The 23,575-nt window shown below is 49.2% G+C and carries 20 protein-coding genes and 1 riboswitch; of the genes, 8 read left to right on the top strand and 12 right to left on the bottom strand.

The features are described 5' to 3' along the window. Positions 1-159 precede the first annotated feature (159 nt). Positions 160-378: a hypothetical protein gene (locus H6G21_RS08675; RefSeq protein WP_190572744.1), complete on the top strand. Its 219-nt coding sequence runs from the start codon at positions 160-162 to the stop codon at positions 376-378. A 929-nt stretch (positions 379-1,307) separates the two neighbouring features. Here the strand turns inward: H6G21_RS08675 and H6G21_RS08665 are convergent. The 10 genes from H6G21_RS08665 to H6G21_RS08620 all read right to left on the bottom strand — a co-directional run bounded on the left by H6G21_RS08665 (position 1,308) and on the right by H6G21_RS08620 (position 13,027). Further along, the gene (locus H6G21_RS08665) at positions 1,308-1,502 is read right to left on the bottom strand and encodes a hypothetical protein (RefSeq protein WP_190572740.1); all 195 of its coding nucleotides are present in this window, start codon (positions 1,500-1,502) and stop codon (positions 1,308-1,310) included. A 406-nt stretch (positions 1,503-1,908) separates the two neighbouring features. Then, entirely contained in the window at positions 1,909-2,436 is a 528-nt protein-coding gene (locus tag H6G21_RS08660; RefSeq protein WP_190572738.1) for an adenylate kinase, read from the bottom strand. A 342-nt stretch (positions 2,437-2,778) separates the two neighbouring features. After that, entirely contained in the window at positions 2,779-4,041 is a 1,263-nt protein-coding gene (locus H6G21_RS08655) for a hypothetical protein (RefSeq protein WP_190572736.1), read from the bottom strand. Between the two features lie 127 nt (positions 4,042-4,168). Next, the gene (locus H6G21_RS08650) at positions 4,169-4,711 is read right to left on the bottom strand and encodes a hypothetical protein (RefSeq protein ID WP_190572734.1); all 543 of its coding nucleotides are present in this window, start codon (positions 4,709-4,711) and stop codon (positions 4,169-4,171) included. A 379-nt stretch (positions 4,712-5,090) separates the two neighbouring features. Beyond that, complete coding sequence (locus H6G21_RS08645; RefSeq protein ID WP_190572732.1) at positions 5,091-5,303, bottom strand: hypothetical protein; 213 nt, start codon at positions 5,301-5,303, stop codon at positions 5,091-5,093. A gap of 564 nt (positions 5,304-5,867) precedes the next feature. Then, positions 5,868-7,238, bottom strand: a complete 1,371-nt coding sequence (gene opcA, locus H6G21_RS08640) for a glucose-6-phosphate dehydrogenase assembly protein OpcA (RefSeq protein WP_190572730.1) — start codon at positions 7,236-7,238, stop codon at positions 5,868-5,870. 156 nt (positions 7,239-7,394) lie between these two features. Further along, positions 7,395-8,927 carry a glucose-6-phosphate dehydrogenase gene (zwf, locus tag H6G21_RS08635; RefSeq protein ID WP_190572728.1) on the bottom strand — a complete coding sequence of 511 codons (1,533 nt, stop codon included), beginning with the start codon at positions 8,925-8,927 and terminating at the stop codon, positions 7,395-7,397. Positions 8,928-9,248: 321 nt separating this feature from the next. Beyond that, on the bottom strand, positions 9,249-10,400 hold the full coding sequence (gene tal / locus H6G21_RS08630; protein ID WP_190572726.1) for a transaldolase: 1,152 nt from the start codon (positions 10,398-10,400) through the stop codon (positions 9,249-9,251). A 504-nt stretch (positions 10,401-10,904) separates the two neighbouring features. Next, positions 10,905-11,990, bottom strand: a complete 1,086-nt coding sequence (gene fbp, locus H6G21_RS08625; protein ID WP_190572724.1) for a class 1 fructose-bisphosphatase — start codon at positions 11,988-11,990, stop codon at positions 10,905-10,907. Between the two features lie 392 nt (positions 11,991-12,382). Beyond that, a complete protein-coding gene (locus H6G21_RS08620; protein ID WP_190572722.1) occupies positions 12,383-13,027 on the bottom strand; it encodes an HAD-IA family hydrolase in 645 nt (214 codons plus the stop codon). A gap of 370 nt (positions 13,028-13,397) precedes the next feature. Then, positions 13,398-13,484, top strand: a riboswitch (Glutamine riboswitch). A gap of 37 nt (positions 13,485-13,521) precedes the next feature. Between H6G21_RS08620 and H6G21_RS08615 the strand changes: the two genes are divergently transcribed. Continuing rightward, on the top strand, positions 13,522-13,884 hold the full coding sequence (locus H6G21_RS08615) for a DUF4278 domain-containing protein (RefSeq protein WP_190572721.1): 363 nt from the start codon (positions 13,522-13,524) through the stop codon (positions 13,882-13,884). A 295-nt stretch (positions 13,885-14,179) separates the two neighbouring features. On the opposite strand, the gene H6G21_RS08610 is transcribed toward H6G21_RS08615, so the two are convergent. Beyond that, positions 14,180-15,163 (bottom strand): GntR family transcriptional regulator, encoded by a 984-nt coding sequence (locus H6G21_RS08610; protein WP_190572719.1) that lies wholly within the window; start codon positions 15,161-15,163, stop codon positions 14,180-14,182. A 571-nt stretch (positions 15,164-15,734) separates the two neighbouring features. On the opposite strand from H6G21_RS08610, the gene H6G21_RS08605 reads away from it, so the two are divergent. From H6G21_RS08605 to H6G21_RS08585, 5 genes are all read left to right on the top strand, one after another. Continuing rightward, positions 15,735-16,484, top strand: a complete 750-nt coding sequence (locus tag H6G21_RS08605; protein ID WP_190572717.1) for a dienelactone hydrolase family protein — start codon at positions 15,735-15,737, stop codon at positions 16,482-16,484. A 112-nt stretch (positions 16,485-16,596) separates the two neighbouring features. Beyond that, complete coding sequence (locus H6G21_RS08600) at positions 16,597-17,490, top strand: S1 RNA-binding domain-containing protein (RefSeq protein WP_190572715.1); 894 nt, start codon at positions 16,597-16,599, stop codon at positions 17,488-17,490. Between the two features lie 143 nt (positions 17,491-17,633). Continuing rightward, complete coding sequence (locus H6G21_RS08595) at positions 17,634-18,497, top strand: Tab2/Atab2 family RNA-binding protein (protein ID WP_190572713.1); 864 nt, start codon at positions 17,634-17,636, stop codon at positions 18,495-18,497. Between the two features lie 159 nt (positions 18,498-18,656). Continuing rightward, positions 18,657-20,030 carry a TldD/PmbA family protein gene (locus H6G21_RS08590; protein ID WP_190572711.1) on the top strand — a complete coding sequence of 458 codons (1,374 nt, stop codon included), beginning with the start codon at positions 18,657-18,659 and terminating at the stop codon, positions 20,028-20,030. Positions 20,031-20,292: 262 nt separating this feature from the next. Next, positions 20,293-21,966, top strand: a complete 1,674-nt coding sequence (locus H6G21_RS08585; RefSeq protein WP_190572709.1) for an iron uptake porin — start codon at positions 20,293-20,295, stop codon at positions 21,964-21,966. A 131-nt stretch (positions 21,967-22,097) separates the two neighbouring features. Here the strand turns inward: H6G21_RS08585 and H6G21_RS08580 are convergent, their stop codons facing one another. Continuing rightward, the gene (locus H6G21_RS08580) at positions 22,098-22,502 is read right to left on the bottom strand and encodes a biopolymer transporter ExbD (protein WP_190572707.1); all 405 of its coding nucleotides are present in this window, start codon (positions 22,500-22,502) and stop codon (positions 22,098-22,100) included. A gap of 218 nt (positions 22,503-22,720) precedes the next feature. Between H6G21_RS08580 and H6G21_RS08575 the strand changes: the two genes are divergently transcribed. After that, positions 22,721-23,446, top strand: a complete 726-nt coding sequence (locus H6G21_RS08575; protein WP_190572705.1) for a hypothetical protein — start codon at positions 22,721-22,723, stop codon at positions 23,444-23,446. Positions 23,447-23,575 lie beyond the last annotated feature (129 nt).

Genomic DNA, 23,575 nt, shown 5'->3' with positions numbered 1-23,575 from the left:
TTTTTGCTGAGAGTGCCCCATCTGGCCCGATCGTTGGCTAAGACAAGCCAAAATCCGGTATTAACAAGAAATTACTTCGTTATTATTTTAGCGGAGATGCTCGATCGATGTGGAATAGGGCGATCGGAGCGCTGCTTTCGCAGATGGGTTTCTGGGTCGATGAGCCAGTTATTTGTGCTGAAATCTCGATCGAATGCTGGGAAAACAAACGGATCAATGTCGCAAAAGCCTCGATCGATGAGTCCGCGCCGAGTCTCGAATGACATTGATGCTGCGATTACAGGAGCGATCGTAATTACCGCAATTCTGAAACGTAAGCTGAAATGCTGGAAAGACAGAGAATGGAAGAGCTTGTTTCTCTCTGGGCAGTCAGCATAACGACCCTGCTCACCAGACACAGATAACCCTTGTATCTCACCGATAACTTGACTTCGTTCCGGTGGAGTGGGATGTTAGCTTGCATTGCTACTCTAATAATTTGCCATAGCTGAGAGACACACCGATCGCCTTGCTGATTAAGGTGTTGCTGAATCTAGGTATGAATTGTTAATTAGGCAAGGGGCTTAAGAACCTTGTTAAGGGAATTTTGCTAAGGGAATACTGTCTAAGAATTCATACCACCAATCAGCAACACCCTGATTCAAGGGATAAATATTGTAGGAACAATCCAATTGAGTGCCCTGACTGTCGATATCGCGATCGACGATTCATATCCCAATTCAGCAACGTCAGCAAATCATCCATACCCTGCGCGATCGGGCCGCTGTCGCAATATGAATCGCGCCAACATTCGCTGTGGAGGAAGATGACTGCCTTCTAAAAATTGCTCGATCAAAATTCTATTCTCTAGCCTCTGCCGCTTCAGCCCTGCGCTTACGCCATATCGCCCCACCCAGACCCAGCAGTCCTGGCACTAAAGCTGGAGTCGGAATGGGAGTGGAAGTGCTATCAAAAAATTGCACTTCATCAAACCCAATAGTACTTCCTCCATAGTTACTCAGTACTTGAAAGCGGACATATCGAGCTAGCACAGGCGAAAAAGAAAACGTTTGAGGAGGCTCTAAATTGAAAGCTACTCCCTGATTAAACACCGTTGGCGCACCACTTAAGGGAGTATAAGTGATGTTGTCAAGGGACGTAAAGATGTTTACATCTTTGATCCCTGGCCCTGGTGGGTCGAAGCTATTGAAGTTCCAAAAACTAAACCCTTGAAGACTGTACTCTCCACCCAGGTTGAAGTTTATATTTCCAGTCGTAGTACCAACACTACTGATCCAGGCATTGCTCAAATCAGCAACAGCATGATCTCATGTCAGGCTGGGGGTGTTGCCTGGTAATCCTACTCCATTCACCGTGTTTTGAATATTAGAACCTGAAAATGAAGCCATATCAGTTGAGGCGGTGACTCCAGTGATCAGCAACGCATGGGCAGCGTTAACCGGAGCAAGAGCAAGAGCCGCAGCCGTGACTAACCCAACGGACATCCATTGCAACTGAGCCATGAATTAAATCTCCTTCGTTTGTATAAAATCAGCTTGAGCACGAAGGTAGATGCTGTTCTACATCAGCTTGAAAAGGCTTTTCAGCTTCTTTTCAAAGAAGTAATGTAGCTCTTCAATACTTTACTCAACTGCCGGAAATTATCTAGAGTTCCCGTCGAGCTTTGTCAAAAAAACATTAATTCTTCAGTGTTTTCATAGCTAATGTCAATTCTGTGTGAAGACAGATGGAAACTGAGGTGCCTCTTGTTACTGCCCTACTACCAACCTCCTGGGCGCTCTGCTCTTGCCATGACGTGTTGGCTGGAGATGCACTACGTTCCTCCAATCTCATCTGGCAAATCGCCTCGTGGGCAGTTTTGGAAGGGCACATAGCTCTTTGAGCGTTTTTGAACACCACCAATCACCTTTATTTTGCACGTTCTATTTTGATAGCTTGGTAGAACTCTTTTACGTGCTGAGGGGACTGAAGATGATAAACCCGCTTACTTGCCTTAGCTTTCTGCACGTACTCTCGATACTGTGGAGTCAGCTTCTTATGGCATAGCCAAACCGTATAATAACTGTTTAGCGTACCCTTCAAGAGCGGACTATTCTTAGGCCAATTTTCTGGTGGCACTAGAAAGCCTTTCAAGAATCGCTTCGTTACCCACCAATAGTGCTGGAGAACTGGCATATCCACATAGACCAAGGTATCTGCAACCTCCAGTCGTTCCCATACCGTATCTAATGATCCATATCCATCAATGATCCATTGGTCTTTCTGGAGGAGTTGATCATGAGCAGCTTTATATTCTTCGTAGGGAACTTCGCCACCGCCAGGTTGATACTTCAGAAGATCTAAAGCGACCATAGGCAAACCTGTCATTTCTGCTAAACGTTTACTGAGAGTAGACTTCCCACCTCCAGCATTACCAAACACAGCAACTTTATTCACAGGCATCTCCTTGATGAATGCTGCTTTAAACTACTCGTTAGTAATGAACTTTTACGGTCTAACTTACGGCACGTTGATCAGCTCTTTCAGTATTTACAACAGATTCTAAGTTTAGATTTTCAACAAGCATAACTACTCATCAGAAAATCAATTCCTTCCACCCTGATGGTGCGTCAGCGCGTGGAGTTCTAACGTTCCGCTTCACCCACCGACAGTAACCTTTCGGACTCAGCCAACCAACTTGATACGGTCAGTGTGCAAGCGGATTTTTATGCTTTTCAACCGAGAACTGTCATGTGAGCAAAACCATTCAGAATCAACTCCTACACTCTCCACTGTTTATTATTGAACTGATAGAGCATATTCCGCATCAGCATCTGAAACCCGAATACGTTGTTCAAGACGGACAATGTACGAAATAAACTCTATACTCTCACCACTCTCAAGCTTAAATGCTCGAATTACGTTAGTAATTGTGTCCTTTTGTTCGTCACTCAAATCATCAATAATCAAAAGAATTTGCAGGGCTTTTTGAAAAGCTTCAGTGAGAACTCGATCGATCTCTCGCCCAACCAGTTGGTCTGAAAGTTCTGGACGAATTTGTTTAATCCAACCTGAAAACTTGCTAATATATTCTGGAGTCACGTATATGTACTGTATAATCTTATCAACCCACATCTTAATAGTCTGATCTCGGATCTGCTTATCAGTGACTATACTAAATGCAGATGCAAATCGCATGAGTTGAGGAATCACTTGCCCGTTGAGATAATTTGACTTTTCCTGAGAACGAGTCTTGTTCTCGCCAAAGCATTCGTATTCAATTAGTGCAATTTTAAAGGGCTGCTTTTCATACTCACTATAGACGATCAAAAGTGCATCAGGAATAGATCTAATGCCTTTAATTAGTCTTTCGCCACGTGCTTCAACGCCAGACGATAAAAATAAGCGATTTTCTGGAATCAGCAAGGATTGATTAGAGCTATAGCGAGGAAATAGGTTGTAAAAATTCTCGTTTACTAGACTTTCGAGACCACGAAGAGCATCTGTCTCATTTTTGAATGGAATTGTCTGAAACGTCCCCATAACATTAATTTTGGCTTCCGGAACTTCTAAAAGCACTTCTGACAGTTCACTTGAATCGACTTCTAGAAGAGTATCCTCTTCCTCTTCCTTCTCTTCAGTATTTAAGTCATTTCCCTTAAGTAACCGCACAGGTTGTTCGACACGGTGTTTGTCAAAAGCATCATGAAGTGCTTGGACAGCCTTTTCATCTTTTATAGCTTTAGCACCTTGTAGAAACTTAAGAGGCCAGTACTTTCCGCCGTAGTCTACAAGGAAACGAATATCAAAGGGATTAGCATACTCAATATCAATAAGTTTATAGGCTGACACATAACGATCCGCATCGGGCCACGGCTGTTGATCCGTTGGTTCGCCTAGCCTTGCCCGAAGTCCACAAAGAGTTTGCTTTTCATGGTTGACTGCGAGAAAAATAATGTCATCTTTTTCTGGCCCTCGCGTACCGAAACCAGCAACTGAATACTCAATACAAAGATTGTAATTATTAAGTGACTTCCCGCAATGAAGAATTCGACAGGACATTAATATTTTTCCTCATACCCAATTAGAAGCATAACGCTCGAAGTAACCGGCCTGCCGTGGCGGGTCCGGTTGACTGAGGTGTTAGGCGTCAACGTTGCTTGTTGTATACATCGGCAACTCCCTGAGATTACCTCTTTGGCGGCAACTGCTTCTTCGCGACTTGATTCCAGTTCCCCTTTTCGTCGAGCTTCAGCGTGTATCGGAATCGAAGAGAAGGACAACAGTTGGAATCATTCGGCCCATAATCAGCGGCATCAATTATTATTGAGTCCTTGGTGTTTCCGACAATTCTTTCATACCCTCTCGATGGGAAATCAATAGACACCGCAGGTGATGACCGTAGTGGGTCGACAATAAACGTATCTGCAACACCGACTGTTACGATCGACAAATTCATAAACGTCGTACCTGATCCGCCATTGCACCCGATATCTCCGCTCCAGAAAACTGCATACATTGCATTCATTCGATCTTCGTGTATCCTATACGGAACAAGCGCCGCAATATTCTTCGCCTCTGGGGGTATGTCATTGCATGAGATCGCCGCCTGATAGTTAGCGGCAGCTTGAATCACCCTTGCCGTTACAGCTTGTGTGCTGAGCACGTTCTGTGCAAACCCTGGTACGGCTGTAGTCCAAACCACGGCAAGAATTGCAAAGCGATAAAGCATGAGTTCATCCTATAGCACAATTGCGCCCAAATGGGCCGTATTCGCGTGACGCTGAATGTTTTGACGCCTAACTATATTATTGGATCGATTTTTTCTGCCTAATACCCCCATAGACACCAAATGGATAGAAAAATTCTATCTAATTGGAAAAATGGGACATTAGGATGAATAGATTCTCCGTATATTAACCCTTGACAAATCAAAATTCTGGAGATTTCAGCATTTCTTCCACTCTCCTCAGCTTCCTTTGCCGCCTAATATCCAAAAATTCTAATTAGATCGATTTAGGTCGATTCGCTAGGAATCGGATACCTCATTTGAGCGAGGTACCCACAGACTCCAAGATAAGCAAACCTGCGGGACACCTACGCCTCAGCCTTTACCAACGCCGTTGCAACACGCTAACCCATTCGCCTTCCACCCCAGGCACAGGCATCGGTTTTCCCCAGTAAACCCTGTCCACAAACCCGATCGAATGCAATCGGTTAATGATTGACTCTACCGTTTCCTTAGTGCCAAAAAGTTGTAACCGATAGTATGGATGCAACTGTTCGATCGAGCGATCATTCCGATCGCTAGAACCTTTCGCCATAATGTGAGCTTCTCCTGTTTGTAGTGAATCCCATCCCTGCTGCAATCTTGCTCCCTTCGCCCGCGTGTGGGAGAAGGGTCGGGGATGAGGGCTGCGGAAGAAAGCCCAAAAATTTAGAGCCACCCCGTTTGACATCACAAACAAGAGTGGCTCGGTCAGATGCTAAAATCCTCATCAAGCCTCCTTGCTGCCACGAACAGCGCGGGGGAATAGCTACCCGGAGTTGTCTCACCAACAAAGGGTAGTGCCCTAAATTTTTAGGATCCCAGCGACCCCATGCTTCATGCCAAACCGTCTCACGAAAGAAGGATGTCCATGGCGATCGCTATGACTGAACACAGTACAAATAAACGCCCATGCCTGTCAATCCCACTTTACAAAGGTGAACAATTCTTCCAGGCATTTAACGGTAAGTGTTAACAACGACTTGCCTTCTAAAGCAGTGGCAAAAACGATGCGGCTTCGTCCTAGCATCAAGGGGCTATCCCCAGAGGGCTAGGTCATTCTGGGGGCACAGCAGTCAAGTAATCCCTAGCCCCCCCCTTGAGCCTCCCATTTGCCGCACTACAGGTTCACAATCTTAGCCACGATCGCTAAACTATCCTCATACAGCAAATCCCGCATCGTACTGCGAAGCTGCTCACTCAACAAAGTTTCTGCCTTCTCATCCCCTAACGAAGTTACCTGATTCACCCAGCAGGACTGCGCCCCACCGCCAGACTCCATCCGCATACAGCCCGTCGTCTCCGAACACAGCACCGTACAACAATCCGCATCTGGATTCGTCGAAGTCAAACGCAAATCCAACAAATCCCCCACCACCACACCGGGATCTGCCGTCGGAATTGCCGCTAACTCCGCCTCGATCGCTTTCCCCATCTCATTCGTAAACGTAATCCGTTGAATATCGTAATCGCCCCCTTCCTTGTTATAGGTCAGCGGCTGCCAATTTAACCGACTCGCCAACCAGCCCAAAAACATCAAGGCCTGTGTTGCATTGCCTCGCTCATAGTCGATCGTCACCCGATCGATCTCCAATAGCCCCTGCCACCGCTCCGGCGCATCAAATGCTTCCGCCGTCAGTTCCTGCCACGGAGCCAGCCGCCGCCAGTTCAGATCCGCTACTTGGACCCCGTCATTGCGCAACTGCTGCAACCGCGCCAAATCCTGCTCCCCATCGGTCATAAACCGGCTGGAATCCACAATCAGCATCGTGCAACTCTTCGCTAGGTTTTGAAACAAGTCCTGATCTAAATTTGGACTCCCCTTCCACCAGAAAAAGCTGGGTAACTCACTAATCATCAAGGAATTGACCAACCCCGTCACCCGTTCCAAGGCCGGTTCCGTTCCCTTCAGCGTAATGTACTCACAGCATACCAGCGTATTAGACGCCCGTTTTTGAATGGGGCAATAGGCCGAAACCTGAGCAGCAACCCCCTCATCGGAGCCATTCCCCGGAAACAGCGAAATAATGCGACAGGGATTTTGTGCCGCGATCGCATCTGCTAACCCCGAACCCTGGGCATCCCGACTGTACAGCGACAGATTGCACGTATCCCCCTCCTGCACATCAATGCCCCGGCACACGGCAACTTCCCGCCGCAACTTATCCAACAACGCAGAAGACGCCTTCCCATTCACGTCAAAGCCATAGCGCTGTTGGGCCGCTCGGATCGCCGCATCCATCCGAGGCCCCCCAATGCCATCGATCGGCCCTGTGTAGTAGCCTAACTCCGCTAATAATTGCTGCGTTTCTTCCGGTTCGTAAACCACTAACGTAAACGTTGTGGCCTTCATAGCCCCCAGCGTTGAACCATCTGCGCTGGGTTTTTCATAGGTTGTCCAGATTGCATCCAGTTCCGCCTGGATTTGTCCGAGGGAAACATCCTTCGGGGCTTGTAAAGGAACCACAGGAGCAGAAGGAGTAGGAGTCATAGTTGATCAACCAGGATAAACAGTAAGGTAAACGGTGAAAAACAAGCAAGATAAGCTTCAGATAACCGAGAGACAACCGAGAGACAACACATGAATAGGCAAATGCACCAATCACCCAACAGTCATTAGTCGTAATGGATTGATCACGACTGTTCATCACAGCCGTCGCCAACGACGACCATCTTGGTTGATCAATTCCTCCGCCTCCTTCGGTTCCCAGGTTCCCGCTTCATACTGCGGAATCGAGTTCGGATCGGTGGGCACTTCCCAGGAGGACAGAATCGGTGTCACCACCCGCCAAGCCGCTTCCACCTCATCCGATCGGGTAAACAGCGTCTGATCCCCCATCATGCAGTCCAGCAAGAGGCGATCGTAGGCATCCCCCCCCGAAGACTTGCCAAAGGAACTGCCGTAGCTGAAATCCATCTCCACCGATCGGCTGCGCAAATCGCCTCCTGGCATCTTCACTTCAAACTTCATGGCAATGCCTTCATTGGGCTGCAACCGTAGAGTCAAAATGTTGGGATTGGTCTGCTTGGCCACCTGTTGAAAAATCAAATGCGGCACATTGCGGAATTGAATCGCGATTTCACTCACCTTTTTCGGTAACCGTTTGCCCGTACGCAGATAGAACGGCACCCCTTGCCAGCGCCAGTTATCCACCATTAACTTCAAGGCCACATAGGTCGGTGTCATCGATTGGGGATTCACATCCTTTTCTTCCCGGTAGCCCGGTACCTGTTTCCCCTTCATCCAACCCGCCGTATACTGCCCCCGCACTGCACAGCGATCGAGATTCTCCAAATCCGCCAACCGCGTTGCTTGCAATACTTTCACCTTCTCTGTCCGAATCGCATCCGCCTCCATGGAGTTAGGTGCTTCCATCGCTGTGAGGCAAAACACCTGCATCAAGTGGTTTTGCATCATATCCCGTAACGCACCGGACGATTCGTAATAGCCCGCCCGATCTTCCACCCCGACCGTTTCGGCAACGGTAATCTGAACGTGATCGATATACTGACGGTTCCACAACGGTTCAAAAATTGCATTGGCAAACCGGAACACTAATAGGTTTTGTACCGTCTCTTTCCCAAGATAGTGATCGATCCGGTAAACCTGTTCCTCTCGGCAAACCTGATTGACAATTCGGTTCAGCGCCTGGGCAGAACTGAGATCGCGGCCAAAGGGTTTTTCAATCACCAAGCGCGTTCTCTGCGAGTCTTCCAACATGCCCGCATCACCCAACTGCCGAATTGCCTCCGGGAAAAACTTCGGTGCAACCGATAGATAAAACACCCGATTTCCCCGCGTGCCCCGCATCCCATCCACTTCGCCAAGGAAGGCTTTGAGTTTTTGATAACTCAGCGGATTGTCCATGTCACCGGGACAGTAGAACAGCCCCTTTGCAAAGTCTTCCCACAGTTCTTCGCTGCCAATCCCATCGGAAAACTCCTGAATCCCTTCCCGCATCTGTTCCCGGAAATATTCATGGCTCCATTCTCGCCGTGCTACTCCGACGATCGTTAACTCCGGCGGCAACTTGCGCTCCCGTTTCAGCTTATAAATCGCGGGTACCAACTTCCGTTTCGTCAAATCACCGGAGGCTCCAAAAAAGACAATGATATTCGGTTCAGGAATGCGTTGTTGTTGTAGGCCAACCCGCAGCGGATTTTCAAGAAGAGTCACCATAGGAATTGCGAATGAAGAACTGAGCGATCGAAGCTAAAAATACAAACCGAATCCAGTCAAGTTGAAAGAGTGAGACATAAGCGTGATGCGCCTCGAAGGATCATTGCAATCAGTTTGATCTCCCTAACCCTGAATAATGGGAGAATTCACGTCATTTCTTGCAAAGTCCCCCTGATTCAGGGGAATTTAGGGGGATCAGCACGAGCCGCAATCACACAGGAGCTGGGTATTTGCCACGGAATCAGGCAATCAGCTTTTATGCCTTATTGATGCCTCAGCTTTTACGCTTCAGCGTTTGCATCTCTGTGCTAAACGGCTGTTCTAAACGGTTGCCAACTGATTGACCTTATCCTGAAGCGATTGCATCAACGTTTCAAAGGGTTGAACGAACTTCTCAATCCCGTCAGCCAGTAACTCATCCATTACCCGATCGAGGTTAATGTTCACATCAGGATCCTTCAGAGCCGCAACCATGGCATAGGCATCTTCAATGTTTGATTCCACCCGAGGCGCGACATCACAATGATCTGCGCAGGCTTCGATCGTTTGCGGCGGTAGCGTGTTCACTGTATCTGCGCCCACCAGTTCATCCACGTACATGACATCGCTGTAGTTAGGGTTCTTGGTGCCCGTACTAGCCCAGAGTAACCGCTGTACCTTAGCTCCCTTCGCAGCCAAGGCTTGCCAACGATCACTCGCAATAATCTTCTTGTATTCCTGGTAGGCAATCTTGGCGTTGGCGATGGCAATCTTACCCTTGAGATTTTCCAGCTTCGATCGTGTTGCCTCCGACAAGTCTGAATTTTTCAGCAAGCTATCGAGTTGACCATCGACATTACTGTCAATCCGGCTTAGGAAGAAGCTGGCAACGGATGCAATTTTGCTGACATCTCTACCGGCCTCACTCAGTTTTTCCAACCCTGCAATATAGGCCCATGCGGTATCTACATAGCTTTGTACCGAAAACAGCAACGTGACGTTGACATTGATTCCTGCTGCAATCACTTCTGTGACTGCGGGTAGTCCCTCTGGCGTACCAGGAATTTTGATCATCACGTTGGGCCGCCCAATCGCTGCAAAGTACCGTTTGGCTTCGGAGATGGTGTCTTCGGTGTTGCGCGCGATCGTGGGGGGCACTTCAATGCTGATGTAGCCGTCTAATCCATTAGATTTTTCGTAGACTGGCATAAAGACATCGCAGGCATTACGAATATCTTCAAAAATCAGGGATTCATAAATCTCCATCAAAGATTGATTGGCTCGAATCCCCGCTTCGATCGCTGCATCGTAGATCTTATTTCCCACGATCGCCTTTTCAAAGATCGCAGGATTCGACGTGATCCCCAGTAATCCACGGGTTTCAATCATGCGTTGTAGCTCGCCGGATTGAATCAGATCGCGAGCTAAATTATCCATCCAAATGCTTTGACCCAATTGCTCAATGTCATAGATGGGCTTAGCAACCGTCGTCATGAGCGCTTCTCCTTTCCTAAATACTTCAGTCTGTTGTAGAGGGGTAATGAAAATTTACCTAGGGTCAATACCACTGGATTGTTAGTCAGAGTTATCAGTCAGAATCTGGATTGTCGGTCAGAATGTCGATCAGAATCTAATATCACCTCATCTACAGTATGCATCCGCCGATCGAGAAAATTCTGAATAAAACCTGAAGTTAACTGGAATTTTCCATGGGTTTACGGTACAGTTTTGCCTCCCATTGACAAGACTCATTCATCATCAATCTGGCTTCGCAAGACTTTCAACGTTAGTTTCAACCATTGTCCACAGAAGACCGTTAACCCGACACTCTATTTCAGGGGATTTTCAGGTCATTGCACCGCAACATTCGTTAACCGCAATCTTATTCATCGCAAGTAACATCGTTAACTGCAACATCGTTAACCGCAACATCGTTAAACGTTAACGCCCTGAAACTTCTGAAACGACGGCCTCTATCCGTGAGCTTCATCGATTGAATCAAGCCCCGATCGTTCGGTTGCCAGCGGGGATCATCTCCTGCTCCCGATCGTGGATGAAGGACTCGACCAAGGCCACATCCTGGGAGCTGCCAATAATCAGGGGCACCCGTTGATGCAAATGACTGGCTTGCACATCCAAAATCGGACTGTGGCCTGTACTCGCTTTGCCACCCGCCTGTTCCATCAGGAAGGCCATAGGAGCCGCCTCGTAGAGCAACCGCAGCTTCCCTTCCGGCTTATTCTGAGTTCCTGGATAGAGAAACACACCCCCCTGGAACAAAATTCGATGGAGATCGCCCACCATCGCCCCGCTGTAACGAGCGGTGTATCCTTCATGGCGATGCATATAGCGAATGTAGTCCCGAATCGGCTCGTCCCATTGCCAGAAGTTTCCTTCGTTCACACTGTAGATGGCACCACTGTCGGGAATGCGAATATTTTCACTGGACAGTATAAATTCACCCAGACTCGGATCCAGAATAAAGGAATGCACCCCCTGCCCGAGGGAGTAGACCAGAATCGTGCTGGGGCCGTAGAGAATGTAGCCTGCTGCAATTTGATTACGGCCTGGTTGTAGCAAATCGCTGGCCGTCCCATCTAAGTCTTCGCCCACCTGCTTGCGAATGGAGAAGATCGATCCTACGTTAATGTTGATGTCTACATTGGACGAGCCATCGATCGGGTCATAGAGCAAGGTATAACGACCGATCGGGCAGTTTTCGGGAATGTAGTAGGGCTGTTCCATTTCCTCGGAGGCCAGTCGACAGACCAAGCCACTCTGCTCAAAGACCGAGATGAATACCTCATTGGCATAGACATCCATCTTTTTGACGGCCTCGCCCTGTACATTGGTGGCTCCAGTAAACCCTAGGGCATTGTCCATGAGTCCCGCATGGCTCAGCCGCCGCGCAATCAACTTCCCCGCCAAGGCAATCCGGCTCATCAGCGCACTCAAGTCCTGAGCGTCTGGCCCAAAACTCTGTAACTGTTGCAGGACGTGGCGAGATAGTGTCATGCACTCCCGATCGAGGGAATGCACTTGCTCTGAGACTTGAAACTTAAAACCGTTGGAGGGATTCGACATTATGCTCCACTCCTCGAATAAAGGATTGAAAATATTGCAGTGTTGAACGATTGCACTAGACCAGGCTTCCTTTGAAGCGCTGGGAATGAAACGTTTCAAAAACGCAATCTAGATGAGAGTCATCACTTAGATTTCTCCCTACCTCTATCTTAGGAACGGAGTTTTAGACTGTCGGGAAATCGTAGGGGAAATTATAGAAACGCAAAATTGTTAGTAATTGTTTCAGTTGGCGATCGCGCCCCAGCCTCTTCATACGGTGTCCCATGCGGTGTCCCCCCAGAGTCGTAATGCTTGGCCAGATGCGATTGACGGATCCCACGAGCCATCATCCCCAACCTGCATCCTAACGAAGGACTTAGCAACTTTAGGGACTTAGCAAGGACTTAGTAACTTTAGGGACAGAGCAACGCAACTAATTCCTGGGGATCGCGCAGCAGAAAATCGGGATTATGGGAGCGCAGGGCGTGGGGTGAGTTAAAACCCCAACAAACTGCGATCGATTTCACCCCCGTTTTGTGCGCCGCTTCCACATCACGGGTTTCATCCCCAATGTAAAAAACATGATCTGAATGAAGCTGATATTCCTTAATTAATCGTTTCAAAACTTTGTTCTTGCCCAGAACTCGCGGACTCGATACGACAAAATCAAAGAGATGATCCAACTGACGGGCGTGGAGAAAGGCCCAAACGTTATTTTCCGAATTAGACGAAACAATACCGAGTCGATAGCCATTTTGCTTCAAGGCCAGCAGCGCTTCTTGAATCCCTGGAATGGGGCAAAGCTGCGGTACTTCTCGATTCATTTCCACCCGGAACCGACTCAATAATCGGGGAATTCGGAAAAAGGGAATCTTGGCTTCCTTCAGAATTTGTTGAGAGCTTAAATTCTGCCAACGGCGCAGTTTTTCCATGGTGATCGGCTCTAAGCCAAACTCCTTGGCCAGTTGATTACCAATCTTGATCCCCGCCGCTAAGCTATCTGCGATCGTTCCATCAAAGTCAAAAATAACTGTGCCAGCAATTGCTTGGGGACGCATGGGATAGGTTGATGGGATCGATGAATGGTTGGATGGGATCAACATTTTGGTAGGTGTTTCCGGCTTGTATGAGCTGACCCAGTGACTGAGCACGATAGCAGACTCCCCTTAAATCTAGATTACTCTACCCACAGTGATCTTGGGTTCGGGGTATCCCGCAGCCCTCCAAGACACCGCTTGGATCTCAAGCGTAGTCCGGCAGCTTGGGGAACTCACAGGAACTTCAAGAAATTCATAAAAAATCAATAATTTACGAGTTTTCCCGGAGATGCTCTTATATCAAGCTTTTCTGAGCCTTAGATCAAAGTTAAAGCTTTCTTAAATCATCGACAAAGATTAATTCGGTATCTTAAAATACAGAATAAAGTATAACGTTCATCTTCCAGCATCTGCTCTTATGTAATGGAGTGCTTCGGAGGACGGAAGTAGGGAAAATCCCTTCCTGAAGGAACGCGCCTCCCCATTCTCCAAACCCTACCCAGAGGCGACTTGATATGAAACTTTCCTATCGTGGTGTTCACTACGAATACACTCCTCCTAGCCTAGAAGTCACAGAAGGAGAAATCTGTGGCCGCTATCGGGGCGTGGAGTGGCGATGCAGAACGGTCGTTGATAATGGCGCACCTGTGCGATCGCTGCACAATCATCCGGTGTCTGCGCCGTCTCAGGCTGAAATCCCTGCGATCCCGGCTCCCCATCGGACACAGTTCAGCATTCTGCCAGAAGTCCGGCGGTTGCACTATGCTAATCTCCGCCACAATATTGAACGACGTTTACAGGCTGCCCAATCCCAAGGGAATCAAGCCTTAGTCCGAGCCTTAGAAAACGAATTTGAAGAACTGCTCTGCCGAGCTTAATCTTGTGCTATGAGTTCAGCTGCTATGAGTTCAGCCTGCTGAGTTGTCTTGCATCAAGCTGCACCGAAAATCTTTCGATGTAGTCATTCTCGACTCGTTCAGTAACTCGTTCAGTAAAAAGACAGTTTCAGCAACAGGATTCAATCAAAACAGTACTCAAAACAGTACTTAAAAAGCGTTTCCAAGGGGAATTTCAACCGCATTGGAAACGCTTTTCTTTGAGTCGTCTTACGCTTAAGGACTCCAGATTCTCACGGAGGGCTGGGTCGGTGACTGCTTAGACAGCACACCAGCATTACTCCAATCCCAATTCTCGTTTCAATAAATTAACCGACTTGCCCACGATAAAACTATCGCAAATCAACAATTGAGGCGGACGGATAATATCTTCCCGTGCAGCTAAAATGGCGGCTTTCACCTGAGTTTGACTCGGCTCATCACACATAATCGTTTGGGCATTGCGGATAATCGCATCTAATTTATAGCGATCGTTGACCTGCGCCCCCATCAACAGCAGATCATCCCCACGCAGACTATGGATAATCACCGATGCAACTCCAACGGTTTCGGCACTGAGGCTAACAATCCCCAAACAATGCCCTTTGGGTAAACCCTTGATGATTTTGAGTTCCTTTTCAAAGTCGTAAATATCGATCGGAATCACCCGAGCGGCCTTGGGAGCAGCGATCGCCTCTGCCTGGGCAATGAAGTAGCGGCTAGTGACCACAGTGCTAGACCGAGTTTGATCAAGCACTTGCGCTAAGTCTTCCATCGGCACAAGTTGCATGGGAATGTTCAGCGCCTTTTCCAACTCCCGCAGCATCATTTCCCCTGCGGCCAAATCGTGGGTTGGAGCCGTTACGAGAACCTGCGCACTACAACGCAACCGCCAGTCAATCTCCGCCAGAAACAGTTCGCGCGTCAAACTGAGAGAACAGCCCTGTTTTAGTAGCTCATCAACGGTTCCTTGGATCAACTTGTGGGCCTGGGGATACTGCTGGAGCAAGGGGGATTGAACCTGTGCGCCCCCTTCGGCTACGTGATCCCGTACGTAGATCCCCGAGCCAGCCTGGGCATCCACCACACCGGCTTCTTCCAGTTGGCGATAGACCTTACTCACCGTGTTCCGGTGCAGCCCCGTCTGCATCGCGAGTTGCCGAGTACTGGGAAGACGGTGCCCCGGCGGAAATTGCCGCGACGCGATCGCGAACAAAATCTGGTTATAAAGTTGTGTGGATGCCGGAATATCACTATCTGGCTGGATATGGAAGCTGATCATGCCCAGTCCTCTGAGTCTCGCAAAGAAAACGGTTCTCTGTTCATCACTTAATGATGTTACGCGAGGAAGTCAGTAAGTACATTTTTTTCTAAAATTCCCCTACAGAAGCTAAACACTTGAGAGGAGTCAGAAAAATAACCAAAAACGGTTTTACTGACATTCGTCAAGGTTTTGGATGGATTTCAGCCATTTCGCTTAAATCTCTAAACTTGAAGTTTTCTTCAAATAATGATCCAAATCCCCCAGTTATTCTAAGCTCTTCAGACTAAATTGAGCAGATCATGGTTTTTCAGGCTTAACTTTCTTGTACTTAACTTTGCTTACCTTGGACTTTGTTAGAGATGCAGGATAATTCCTAGGCATCTAGCAGATTCATCCAGCGATCGCCCCCTCCAGATGCTCAGCATGACTGGCTTCTGCGTTAGGTTGGGGGTGAACGTTGGCTTTCGCGTTAACGTGAACGTTGGCCTTTACGCTAACGCGAATCTTGAGTCTTGCGCTAACGAGTCTTGCGCTAACTTGGTTTCACCGCAGCAACTTCAGCCAATCGACGTAAATACCTTCTATTCCTATGCCCTATCAGCTTGAATCCAGGTGGATCAAAATTCCTGGCCCAGCTATTACGATCGATGCCTACCAAGCGATTCCCCAAGGCCCCGAATCTCAACAATTTCCCGCCGTGATTGTGATTCACGAAGTATTTGGGGTCAATGCCCACATCCAAGCAGTCACCGATCGCCTTGCCCAGGAAGGCTATGTGGCGATCTCGCCCAATTGGTTCCAGCGCACGGCTCCTGGGTTGAACCTAGGCTATGGCGATGCTGACCTAGCCCTCGGTCGTAGCCACAAGGATCAGACGACCGCTGAGACGATTCTGGCCGATGCCCAAGCGGTGATGGATTACCTACGATTGCAGCCCTATGTACAACAGCAACCCATTGGCACGATCGGGTTTTGCTTTGGGGGCCATATGGCCTACCTCGTGGGAACGCTGCCGGAGATTCGTGCTGTGGCCACGCTGTACGGCAGTGGAATTGCGGTGATGACTCCCGGTGGTGGGGCACCCACGCTCACCCGCACAGCGGAGATTCAAGGGACTGTCTATGCCTTCTTTGGTAACCAGGATCCACTGATTCCCAACGAGCAAGTAGACGCGATCGCTGCCGAACTTGTAACCCAGGGGACCGATCACAAAATCTTTCGCTATGATGCAGGCCATGGCTTTTTCTGTGATCAACGGGCATCCTATAACTCGATCGCCGCTGCGGATGCCTGGGAACACATTAAGCAGCTCTTTGCCCAAATGGCGCGATCGGTCTAGATCGTCCGGAGTGTTCCCTCGATTACACCCCCAGGGCTTGACCTAGGATGTTGCAGTCACACTTACCTGCATCCGCGTACTACACTGACAGTATCTAAACCTTTGAATAGTTATGGCTCAGAAGAACACTCAATCTCAATCCGCTTTCTCCATGGCTGACTTTGAAAAAGCCCTGGAAACCCATGGTTATGAATTTGCCAAAGGGCAAGTCGTCACGGGGAAAGCTTTTAGCTATGAGAATGACGGAGCCTTGATTGATATTGGTGGTAAATCCCCTGCCTTTTTGCCTGTGGATGAAGCGAGTGTCTACAAAATTAGCGATATCACGACCGTTATCCAGCTCCAAGAAGAACGGGAATTCCTGATTATCCGCGATCAAAACGAAGATGGCCAAGTTACAGTCTCCATCCGACGGCTGGAAGAACGGCGGATTTGGGAAAAACTGGGAGATTTGCAAGAGAGCAAGCAAAGTATCCAAGTGCGCGTTTTGGATGTCAACAAGGGCGGCATTACGGTGAATGCTCTGGGTTTGCGAGGCTTCATTCCCCGATCGCACGTCAATGAGCGGGATAACTTAGAAAATTTGATTGGGTCTACCCTCAGCGCCTCTGTCTTGGAACTCGATCGCAAACGGGGCAAAATTGTTCTATCCAATCGATTAGCGTCTCGCGTCGCCAGCCTCAGCCAACTGGAAATGGGCCAACTGATTGAAGGAACTGTCGCCAGCATCAAGCCCTTTGGCGCGTTTGTGGAATTTAACAACTGCACTGGGTTGCTGCACGTCAGCCAAATTAGCCAACGCCCCGTGGCATCCTTAGACAGCTTGCTAACCGTGGGCAAAACCCTCAAGGCGATGATTGTCAATATTGATGAAGGCCAAGGCCGGATTTCGCTCTCCACCAAAGTTCTGGAAACCTATCCCGGCGAAGCGATCGAAAAACTGGATCAACTAATTGCCGAAGCGGACGATCGTCAAGAACGGGCTAGAAAAGCAGTTTTAGGCTAGTTTTAGGCTAAGTTTCGCCAAGCTAGCAATTCAATTCTTCCCAGCACCGAATCCGACCAGGCGATCGCAAACCGCCGTACAATCGGGTTTGGTGCTTTTTGTTGCCGGTTCAATTTCTTTGATAACCCTCTCGATAAATCTCTATGACAACGATTTGGGAACTGGATTTTTACTCGCGTCCGATCGTGGATGAACAGAATAAAAAGGTCTGGGAAGTCTTGATCTGCGAAAGTCCCCTGACGCTGGACGCCGATGTTTCCAATCTTTTTCGCTATGCCGAATATTGTCCCAACAATCAGGTGAACTCCCTTTGGCTGGCGGAGGCGTTGAAGAAGGCGATCGCCCAGGCTACTGTGCCCCCCGATCGGATACGTTTTTTCCGACAGGCGATGAATAACATGGTGACAAAAGCTTGTGGGGATGTGGGCATTCCGGCGCAGTTGAGCCGCCGTACCTTTACGCTGAACCAATGGCTGAGCGATCGCATGGAAACGGTCTATCCCCAGGAAGCGGGTTATCAAGCTGGAGCTAACCCCAGCGTGGCCTTCCCCCTGACACCGCCCCAACCCCTCCCCGATGCCCTGCGAGGTCAGAAATGGAGTTTGGTCTCCCTGGAAGCCTCAGCGTTCGCAGATATGCAGGAATGGTCGATCGACTTTGGTGAAGCTTTCCCGCTCCAGGCCAAGGGGCTGGCTTCCGATGCACAAATTCCTGGCTTGATTATTTATTCGTCGCGAGCCTTGCCCATGGCCGCTTGGATGTCTGGGCTGGAGCTGGCGACTGTGAAATATGACACCCAGGATGGTCAGCAATTGGTGCTGGAAACGGGGGTAATTGAACGCTGGACTTTAACGCCCTTGCCCAAGCCAGAACTACAAGCGGAAGCCCAACGGTTTGAAGCTGCAAAAAAAGTGGCCCAAGGCATTCACTTTCTCGCCATCCAATCCAGCCCCGATGCGGACGCCTTTGCAGGGTTTTGGCTGCTGTTAGATGCCGCGATCGCCTAGACAAACGGATTCTAGTAAACGAATTCTAGGTCTGTAATCGTTTGCAGGCTGTAATCGTTTGAATCCTGGGATTGCCTAAGCCTGTGATTGCGGAAGTCTGTAATTGTCTAAATCTGTTTGCCTTATCTGTTTGCCTTGGTCTGTGATCTGAGGTTGACGATGCTCCCTCTTCCGTTCCCAACTTGCCCATCAACCATTGCCCCATTCACCGTGGATACCGTGCCCCATCCCGCTCCTGATACCTTTGCTGAAGAACTGCTAGACCTTGCCCGCAAAGCAGGTGCAGAAGCTGCCGAGGTTTACCGGTCTGAATCCCTTGCCCATCCTGTTTCCTTCGAGGCCAATCGGCTCAAGCAGTTGGAAAGTTCCCAAGCCGATGGAACCGCGTTGCGGATCTGGAAGGAGGGGCGACCCGGATTGGCCGTGGCCTATGGTGCAGCGGATCCCCAAGCCTTGGTCGATCGGGCGATCGCGCTGAGTGAATTGAATGATCCCGAAGACATTGAGCTAACGGAGCGGAATGGGATTCCTCCCCAGGATTTGGGCGATCCGGTGGCGGTGGAACAGTTGATTACCTGGGGCAATGCGGCGATCGAACAAGTGCGGCAAGCCTATCCCGATGTTCTCTGCGGGGGCGGTTGGGACTGTGAAACCGAAACCACACGCTTAATCAACTCCCTGGGGCTCGATTGCAGTTATACCGACACCACCCTGAGCGGCTATTTGGAAGCGACCTTGGTGCGGGGCGATGACTTTCTGACGATTTACGATGGCCAAGCCCTACGCCAAGCGCTCGATCCAGCATTGATCGCCAGCCAAGTCTTACAGCGCCTAGATTGGGCGCAGGACAATACTGAAGCGCCCCAAGGCAAAGTTCCAGTGCTCTTGACTGCAAAAGCGGCTGATATGCTGTGGGGCACCGTGCAGGCCGCCCTGAATGGCAAACAGGTGCTCGATAAAGCATCCCCTTGGAGCGATCGCCTAGGCAGTCAGGTGCTTTCCGAGCACCTGACCCTGACCCAAGCCCCCAATCAAGGCCCCTACAGTTGCCCGTTTGATGATGAAGGGACGCCGACCCAAGAGTTAACCCTCATTCAATCCGGGGTATTGCAAAACTTCTATTGCGATCGCAAAACCGGACGAGCCTTAAACCTTGCGACAACCGGAAATGGTTTCCGGCCAGGGCTAGGTAGCTATCCCTCCCCCAGCTTGGTCAACTTTCTTGTCGAAGCTGGCAGTACACCATTGAAAGATCTAATCGCCAACATTGAAGATGGCCTCATTCTGGATCAAATCTTGGGCGGTGGCGGTGGTCTTTCTGGCGATTTTTCCATTAATGTCGATTTGGGTTACTGCGTCAAAAATGGCCAGATTGTAGGCCGTGTCAAGGATACGATGGTCGCTGGCAACATTTATACAGCACTGAAACAAGTGCTCGCCCTGGGGAATGATGCCGATTGGAATGGATCCTGCCGGACACCTTCGATCGTTCTCGGAGGGCTTTTTGTAACCGAGCGCACATCAGATGTGTAACCGGGAAAACGTCGGGATAATTATGTCTCGCGGTACAATTAAGTAATCTGCTGTAGGGAATCGAACAGTTGATTAGTGCAAAATATGCAGAGTTGCTAACAGTTGGTATTTAATTGAATGGGTATTTGATTGAATCTATCCAGCGTTTGCCTGTGCGTTTCATGCATTTGCAGCAGCTAAAAAATTCATAGCACTTCTTTACTTTAAGCTGGTTTTCTGGGTTAAAGTGTCTTTTGTGATGGTGTGAACTGAGAGTGTAATTATGTTGAATCAAATGTGGAACCTGCGTCTGACGGCGCTGTTGAGTGCAACTCTGGCTATTTCGACGGCTGGTGCAGCCAATGCTTCAGAAGTTGCTCAAGCAACCCAAAAGAATTCTGTCTCCCTGAGCGAAGTTCAAAGCTACAGCGATAGCAGCAATGGTGTAGCTGCGATGTCTCAGGTGACCTCCGTTTCCCAACTGTCGGATGTCAAACCCACCGACTGGGCCTTCCAAGCCCTGCAATCCTTAGTTGAGCGCTACGGTTGCATCGCGGGTTACCCCGATCGGACTTACCGTGGGAACCGGGCCATGACTCGCTACGAGTTTGCCGCTGGTCTGAATGCTTGCATGGATCGCGTCAACGAACTGATCGCAGCAGCCACGGCTGACCTGGTTAAGAAGGAAGACCTGGCTACCCTGCAAAAACTGCAAGAAGAGTTTGCCGCTGAATTGGCAACCCTGCGCGGTCGGGTCGATGCCCTGGAAGCCAAGACTGCAACCCTGGAGAAGCAACAATTCTCCACCACCACCAAGCTGCGCGGCGAAGTCATCTTCTCCGTTTCCGGCGCACTGGGTGATGAGAAGGCTGTCAGCGGTCGTCGAGTGGATGGTGTGGGTGGTGCACCCGATACCGTTACCCGTCCGACTGGTACAGCTGATGTGGATGAAAACACCACCTTAAGCACACGGGTTCGGATTGGTCTGTCCACCAGCTTCACCGGGAAGGATCAACTCTTCACCCGTCTGCAAGCGCGGAATGTTCCCAACTTCCAAACCGCGACCGGCACCAACATGTCGCGTCTGTCCTACGGCGACGGTACCGATACCAGTGTGACGGTGGATAAGGTCTATTACCGCTTTTCACCCTCCGATAAGCTCCGTCTGACTATTGATGCGATCGGGGGTGAGTTTTACGGGAACGTCAACAACTACAACCCTGGTGTAGCCAGCGATTCCCAAGGCTCTATCAGCCGCTTCGGTCGTTTCAACCCCATCTACCGCTATGGTCAAGGTGGTTCTGGGGCAACTGCAAACATCAATTTCTCGGATAAGTTGAGCTTGGATGTTGGTTTCTTGGCCGATGAAGCTAACGATCCCGCTAACGACAAGGGCTTATTTGCAGGGTCCTTTGGTGCATTGGCCCAGTTGAACTTCCAAGCCAGCAAGGATTTGGGTGTTGGTTTGACCTATGTTCGTGGTTACGATCGTGGCGGCAACATCAACGCTGTAGGTGGTACAGGTAGCGTACTGGCTAACCGTCCCTTTGGCGCAAACGTTGCAACTGCTAGCGATAACTTCGGGATTCAAGCTAGCTTCCGCCTGAACCCCAGTGTCGTTATCTCCGGTTGGGGTGGATTGACCCGTGCGTACAACCGCCTGAACAATCAAGACTCCACCATCCTGAACTGGGCTGGTGCGGTGTCCTTCCCCGACTTGGGCAAGAAGGGTAACTTGGGTGCAGTGATCGTAGGTATGCCTCCTAAGAACATCGATGCAGACAACGGTGCGGCTGAAGATACCGACACCTCCTTGCACGTGGAAGCGCTGTACCGCTATCAGATCAACGACAAGATCTCTATCACCCCTGGGTTCTTGGTGATCTTCAATCCTGAGCACAACCGCAACAACGACACCATCTACGTGGGAACGCTCCGGACGACCTTCACGTTCTAGATCTTCCCGGCTGGTTAAGTCGCCTTGGCTAAACCACAGTTCAATCGGTTAAATCAATCAAATTCAGAGGAGCTAGCGAACCTAGTTCCTCTTTTCTTTTTTGTTCAGTATCTTCAATTTCGGTGGATCTGCTACTGCGATCGCTGGGTTTGGATCGCGATCCTAGCTCCATTCACTTGCCGGACTCGATCCATGACGGCCACGACTTGACCATGGCTGACCTGCTCATCGGCATTAATAATGACAAGCTTATTGTCAGAATTTGCCAATTGGCTGGAGACTTGATTGCTAATTTGCTCCAGGTCGATCGCTTGACGATTGAGGGCAATTTGGCCGTTTGGGTCGATCGTGATGGTGACTGGGGCAGATTGCTGAAGCTTGGCAGTTGTCGCACTGGGGAGATTGACAGGAAGCCCCTCCGATCGGGTTAGGTAGAGCGATGACATGATGAAAAAGGTCAGAATCGCAAATACCACATCAATCATCGGCACGATGTTGATCTGAAAGGGCGTATCAGGTTCTTCGGGTAGACGCATAATCCCTAAATCAAACAAGTTACATCGTTTTTTGGGTATAGGGAGAGTATAGAAGATCCCCATTCACTCTAGGCAGCGATCGCCCCCCTCCTTAAATTTCATCCTGGCTACTGCTATGAGCTAGTTGCATTTTAATGTCAAAAAGATCTATGCTGAGAACAACAATTTTGCTAGCTTTAAGCAAATAGCTTCTTTGTCCATCTCCTCTGCTAAACCCCGTGAAACGTCTCCTTCCATTGCAACAAATGACTCTTTGGCACATGGTACCGGTAGCGATCGTGCTCCATGTAGGTTTCGCCTTAGTTCCAGCGAGTTCATTTGATACTAAAAATTCTCAAAAAAAATCTGAGACGCAAATATCGCTAACGGGGATTCCCGTAGCCCCACCGGTGCCCCTCAAGGTGGCCGCACCGCCGCTAAGCAAGCCCCCTGTGCAACTGGCTGCGAAGCCTCAACCACCAGTGCAGCCTAAAGTGATCCAGACTTCTGTCCAACCTGTGATTCAGGAAGCCAAGTCCCCTGATCCCGCAGAAAAGCCCGTAGTAAAACCTGTAGAAAAACCGATCGAGCAGAAAACTGAGCAGAAGGCTGAGAATGCCACAGCAAATTCTCAAACTAATAATGCCCCTGAGCAAAGTCCACAGCAAGGTCAACCTAATCCTTTACAACAGCAGTCTCCCCAGCAGCCAAACCAGGGTGGGACCTCGATCGTGGAATACCAACAAGCCTATGCCGCTCAGGGCTATCTAATGGAGTCCAACCCGTTAATCAGCCAAGAAAGATTGCAAGTTTATAAACTTATCCACAGAGACACCCAACAGATTTCCTACGCTCATTTTGTCACTTTGGCGAGCGGTATTCACCAACGCGGAGAATACAGTGATTTATTAAAAACGCCTGAAGAAGTCGAAGCCCGAATTTTAGAACAATACGCTCAAAGTTAAGTTTCAAGTTAAGTTTCTGAGCAGCTTTTGACAAATTATTCTTTTGAACGTGACTGATTGAGCAATTGAACTTGATTCGTTGAGAACATTGAACTTGTTGAGAGCATTGAACCTAATTGACTGACATAA

This window comes from Alkalinema sp. FACHB-956 (assembly GCF_014697025.1).
Lineage (GTDB): Bacteria > Cyanobacteriota > Cyanobacteriia > Leptolyngbyales > Leptolyngbyaceae > Alkalinema.
The sequence above is the reverse complement of the archived record's forward strand: the minus strand, read 5'-3'. Positions and strand labels throughout refer to the sequence as shown.